General features: G+C 44.0%; 4 protein-coding genes. 2 read left to right on the top strand and 2 right to left on the bottom strand.

What is annotated here, in order from left to right:
• Positions 1 to 19: 19 nt before the first annotated feature.
• Positions 20 to 616 (top strand): GDYXXLXY domain-containing protein, encoded by a 597-nt coding sequence (locus VIN08_RS23475; RefSeq protein WP_331970628.1) that lies wholly within the window; start codon positions 20 to 22, stop codon positions 614 to 616.
• 97 nt (positions 617 to 713) lie between these two features.
• Positions 714 to 1,856, top strand: coding sequence for a PQQ-dependent sugar dehydrogenase (locus tag VIN08_RS23470; RefSeq protein ID WP_331970625.1), 1,143 nt, complete (start codon positions 714 to 716; stop codon positions 1,854 to 1,856).
• Positions 1,857 to 2,123: 267 nt separating this feature from the next.
• Here the strand turns inward: VIN08_RS23470 and VIN08_RS23465 are convergent, their stop codons facing one another.
• Together VIN08_RS23465 and VIN08_RS23460 are read right to left on the bottom strand one after the other, a co-directional pair.
• Positions 2,124 to 3,119, bottom strand: a complete 996-nt coding sequence (locus tag VIN08_RS23465; protein WP_331970622.1) for an aldo/keto reductase — start codon at positions 3,117 to 3,119, stop codon at positions 2,124 to 2,126.
• A gap of 136 nt (positions 3,120 to 3,255) precedes the next feature.
• Positions 3,256 to 4,300: CHAT domain-containing protein (locus VIN08_RS23460; RefSeq protein WP_331970619.1), on the bottom strand; the 1,045-nt coding region annotated here is incomplete at its 5' end.

Raw genomic sequence — 4,300 nt, 5'->3', positions numbered from 1 at the left:
CACTATACGCTAAAAGGCTATGAAGAAATTATTGATCCCCGCATTTGTTATTATGTGTCTGGTGCAGTGGTTTGTTCCGGCACAGATAATCGTAGAGCAGGAAACTGTATTGGATGAAGGTACACTCTATCATTTTAAAACAGCACCCATCGATCCGGCCGATCCTTTCAGAGGAAAGTATATAACATTGAACTTCGAGCAGAGCCACATTCTTGTTACAGACGATAAGGAATGGAAACGCGACCAGGATATATATGTATGGCTAGCCGATTCAGCAGGGTTTGCGCATATTACGAAGGTATCGATGTATGAACCAGAAGGGACCGACTTTGTAAAGGCAAAGGTAGATCATGTCACAAGCTATGAGCCTTATACACTTTGGATAAAATATCCGTTTGAACGTTTTTACATGGAAGAATCGAAGGCCGCTGATGCAGAACAAGTTTATCGCGGAATACAGATACAGGCTGATACTTCGGAAGCTGATGCCACGCAGGTAGCCTATGCCGTTGTAAGTGTAAAAGACGGTAAAGCAGCATTGAAAGATGTAAAGATCAATGAGCGTAGCATAGTCGATGTGGTACGTGAATTAAATGGGGAGAAATCACCCGAATAGCAGGTAATAGCTTCGTTTCGTCATAAATCCTGCTCTTTTAGAAAGGCGATCTGTATCTTCGTCTTTGGAATTATACTATATCCCTAAAAATTATACTATGAATTTTAAAAACGGTATACTATACCTGTCTGTAGCGTTGGCTGTTTTTAGTTGCTCTGAAAAAAATGGTTCAGAACAGACAACTACAGTAAGTCCGGTGATTGAATCGGAGAAACTGAAATTTCGTATCGACACATTAACAAATGAGTTGGAAAATCCCTGGGGAATAGCATTTCTTCCGGATGGAAAAATTTTGGTAACAGAGCGTAAGGGTGAGATACGCATTATAGAGAATGGAAAATTACTCGCAGAGAAGATCGAGAATGTGCCAGCCGTATATGTACATGGTCAGGGAGGTTTACTCGATATTATAGCACACCCCGACTATGCTACCAATGGCTGGATATATATGAGCTATGCCAAGCCCGGTGAAGGTGGAGGAGGTACCACCATTGCCCGGGCTAAGCTGAATGGTAATGCGCTTACTGATTTTCAGGAATTGTTCACGGCACAGCCGTACGCTGATTCGGAAGTTCACTTCGGATCGCGCATTGTGTTTGATGGCAACGGTCACATCTTCTTCTCTTCCGGTGAGCGTGGCACAAAAGAGAATGCGCAGAACCTCGGCAATCATTTAGGAAAAATACTTCGGCTCAACGAAGATGGAACAGTACCAACCGATAATCCTTTTGTAGGAACAGCCGGAGCCAAGCCGGAAATATGGAGCTATGGTCATCGTAATCCGCAAGGACTGGTATACAATAAAACAACGGGTGAGCTATGGGACGTTGAACACGGACCAAAAGGTGGCGATGAGCTGAACAAGGTAGAGAAAGGCAAGAACTACGGATGGCCTGTAATTACTTACGGTATAAATTACGATGGTACACCCATTACGGATATAACTGAAAAAGAAGGCATGGAGCAACCGGTGTGGTATTGGGTTCCTTCCATTGCTACCTGCGGAGCAACCCAGGTATCGAGCGATAAATACCCGAACTGGAAAAATAATTTCCTGGTGGGAGCACTCGCGCAAACACATATAGCACGTGTGGAAGTTGAGAACGGTAAGTATATAAAACACGAACGCATACTCGAAAAGATCGGCCGCGTGCGCATGGTATCGCAAGGTCCGGATGGATATCTGTATATAGCAACCGAGAGCCCGGGAATGTTGTTGAAGATTGAGCCGGTATTATAGCGTTAGTCGCTATCCGTTAACCGTTAATCGTTTACAGATTTCGGTCTTCCGGACTTTATACTTCGGCATTCGTTATTCGTTGTTCCTTGTTCGATATTCAATTCCAGTTATTCGTGAGGGAGCAAGAAGCAGAAAGCTAAAAGTGCAAAGCAAAAATATACCGCTTCTTACTTTTAGCTTTCAGCTATTATTTCTTTCTGCGAAAATCTGAGGGAAATAACTCCTGCATTTATTCTGTGTCAGTCTGTGAGATCTGTGGGACACTTTTTATTCTGCAAGTATAAATTCGTTTGCTGCTTGTGTGATCTTCTTGAGCTCTTCGTCTGAGAGTTTAAAGTCAAGCGCTTTTACATTTTCTTTTACTTGCTGTTCATCACGGGCACCTACTAATACACAATCCATAGCAGGCTGGCGTGTAGTCCAGTTGATTACCAGTTGTGACAGTGAAGCTCCATGAGCATCAGCTATAGGCTTAATCTTTTGCAGTAGTGCATTGGCGCGGTTGATATTTTCGGTGGTATAAAACTTATTGTTCTCGCGTGTATCGCCTTCACCAAATTTATGCCCGGGTTTAATCTTACCCGAGAGTAATCCACGCTGTAACGGACTATACGGAACAATGCTCATGCCTTTTTGCAACGCCTGGGCTACTACATCTTTCTCTATACCCCGATTGATCATGCTATAGGGCACCTGGTTCGAAACAAGCTTTACGGTTTTGAGTGCTTCATCTACCTGCGCTACGGTATAATTACAAACACCGGCTGCGCGTACTTTACCTTGCTCAATAAGTTTGGCTACAGCCCCCATCGTTTCTGCTATAGGTGTAGTGGCATCCGACCAGTGTATTTGCAGTAAGTCGATATAGTCAGTCTTCAACCTGCGCAAGCTGTCTTCACATTCCTTGATCACTTTTTTAGCAGCGGAGTAACGGTATATCTTCAAAGGCTTTCCGCTGTTATCGGTAGTATCGAAGAAAAATTCACCTTCAGCGGTTTCCCAGTTGAGACCATACTTGGTAAGTATCTGGTATTTATCTCGGGCGATACCTTCCATTGCTCGACCGACCAATTCTTCACTGCGTCCGAAGCCATATACCGGAGCTGTATCGATGGTTGTTATACCCAGATCATACGAAGCGCGTATAGCCCGCAGCGCAGCACTCTCTTCTGCACCGCCCCACATCCATCCACCTACTGCCCATGCGCCAAACGCCATTGGCGTTACCTTCACTGAAGAACCTCCTAAATTCTTTAATTCCATTTTTTACGTGTTTGTGTTTTTACGTGTGTACTGGTACGTGTTTACGTTGGTACGTGTGTATGTGTTTACGTTGAGTATATATAGCGCAGCGCGTAACTGCAACATAAACACGTAAACACCTAAACACATGCGCACATCAAAGTCCCATCATTACAAACGCGCCCCAATAATACGCATCTTTATATTTAGTCATGAGCTGGAGTTGGGCTTGTTTAAATGCTTTTTGTTTATTACCCAGCTTGATCCAGTTAGTATAGAAGCTGCTCATTAATTGATTAGTAGCAGCATCGTCTACTTTCCACAGACTCATAATGAGTGCATCGGCACCAGCGACCAGAAACGCGCGTTGCAAACCATATACTCCTTCACCAGCCTTCACATCACCGAGTCCTGTTTCGCATGCGCTGAGTACAATAAGGTCAGTACCTTCAAGATTGAGGTTCATCGCTTCGTATGCTGTAAGTATACCATTGTCGTTGCTCTCGAGGTTAGGCATCCGTTTACCACTCACCGTGCCGGATGCACCAGCCAATAACAACCCCGAGCGAAGCAATGGATTGTCATTGGCATTTTCGAGTTGCACACCAAACGCTACTCCGGAGCTTTCAACATCCTGTAAAAAATATCCGTGTGTTGCTATATGTATAAGGGTAGGACCTTTTACTGCTTTCAGATTTTTTTCGGTAGCCGTTTTTTGTGTGAACTGTGTAACGGTATAGCCCGATGCTTTTAATACTTTGGCTACATTATCGATCTCCGTTTTTGTTCCGGGGAGTGCCGCTATATCTCCTGCTCCGTAATCCGGGAAGCCTACGAGTGTAGCATTTTTCCGCAGAGCTTTTGCTTTTTTACTTTTCAAAGCGATAAGGTCTTTTGAGTTGCCGAGAATTACCAGGTCGTAACGATTTAGTACGTAATCGCCATCGGGTTTCTTGAGTGTATTGAGATTGATCTGGTTATAGGCACCATCGGGTGATATATAGATCATTTTTTTACCTGGCAACTCAGCCTCTATACGCGCCCAGTATTGATCGTATGAGTATTCATCGGCAATGCGTTGTTGTACAGCATTGCGATAGAACTTTGCATAGCGTGTGTCGAGTTGTATACCATTATCGAGTACAACCAGCTTGGGTACATCTATATTCTTTGTAAGGATCAATGCGAGATAGCGTGCATCA

Source organism: Ohtaekwangia sp. (genome assembly GCF_036568665.1).
Classification (GTDB): domain Bacteria; phylum Bacteroidota; class Bacteroidia; order Cytophagales; family Cyclobacteriaceae; genus Ohtaekwangia.
The sequence above is the reverse complement of the archived record's forward strand: the minus strand, read 5'-3'. Positions and strand labels throughout refer to the sequence as shown.

Excerpts from the sequence above, each read along its gene's own strand:
- VIN08_RS23475 (WP_331970628.1), top strand. The coding sequence starts at position 20 with ATGAAGAAATTATTGATCCCCGCATTTGTTATTATGTGTCTGGTGCAG.
- VIN08_RS23470 (WP_331970625.1), top strand. The coding sequence starts at position 714 with ATGAATTTTAAAAACGGTATACTATACCTGTCTGTAGCGTTGGCTGTT.
- VIN08_RS23465 (WP_331970622.1), bottom strand. The coding sequence starts at position 3,119 with ATGGAATTAAAGAATTTAGGAGGTTCTTCAGTGAAGGTAACGCCAATG.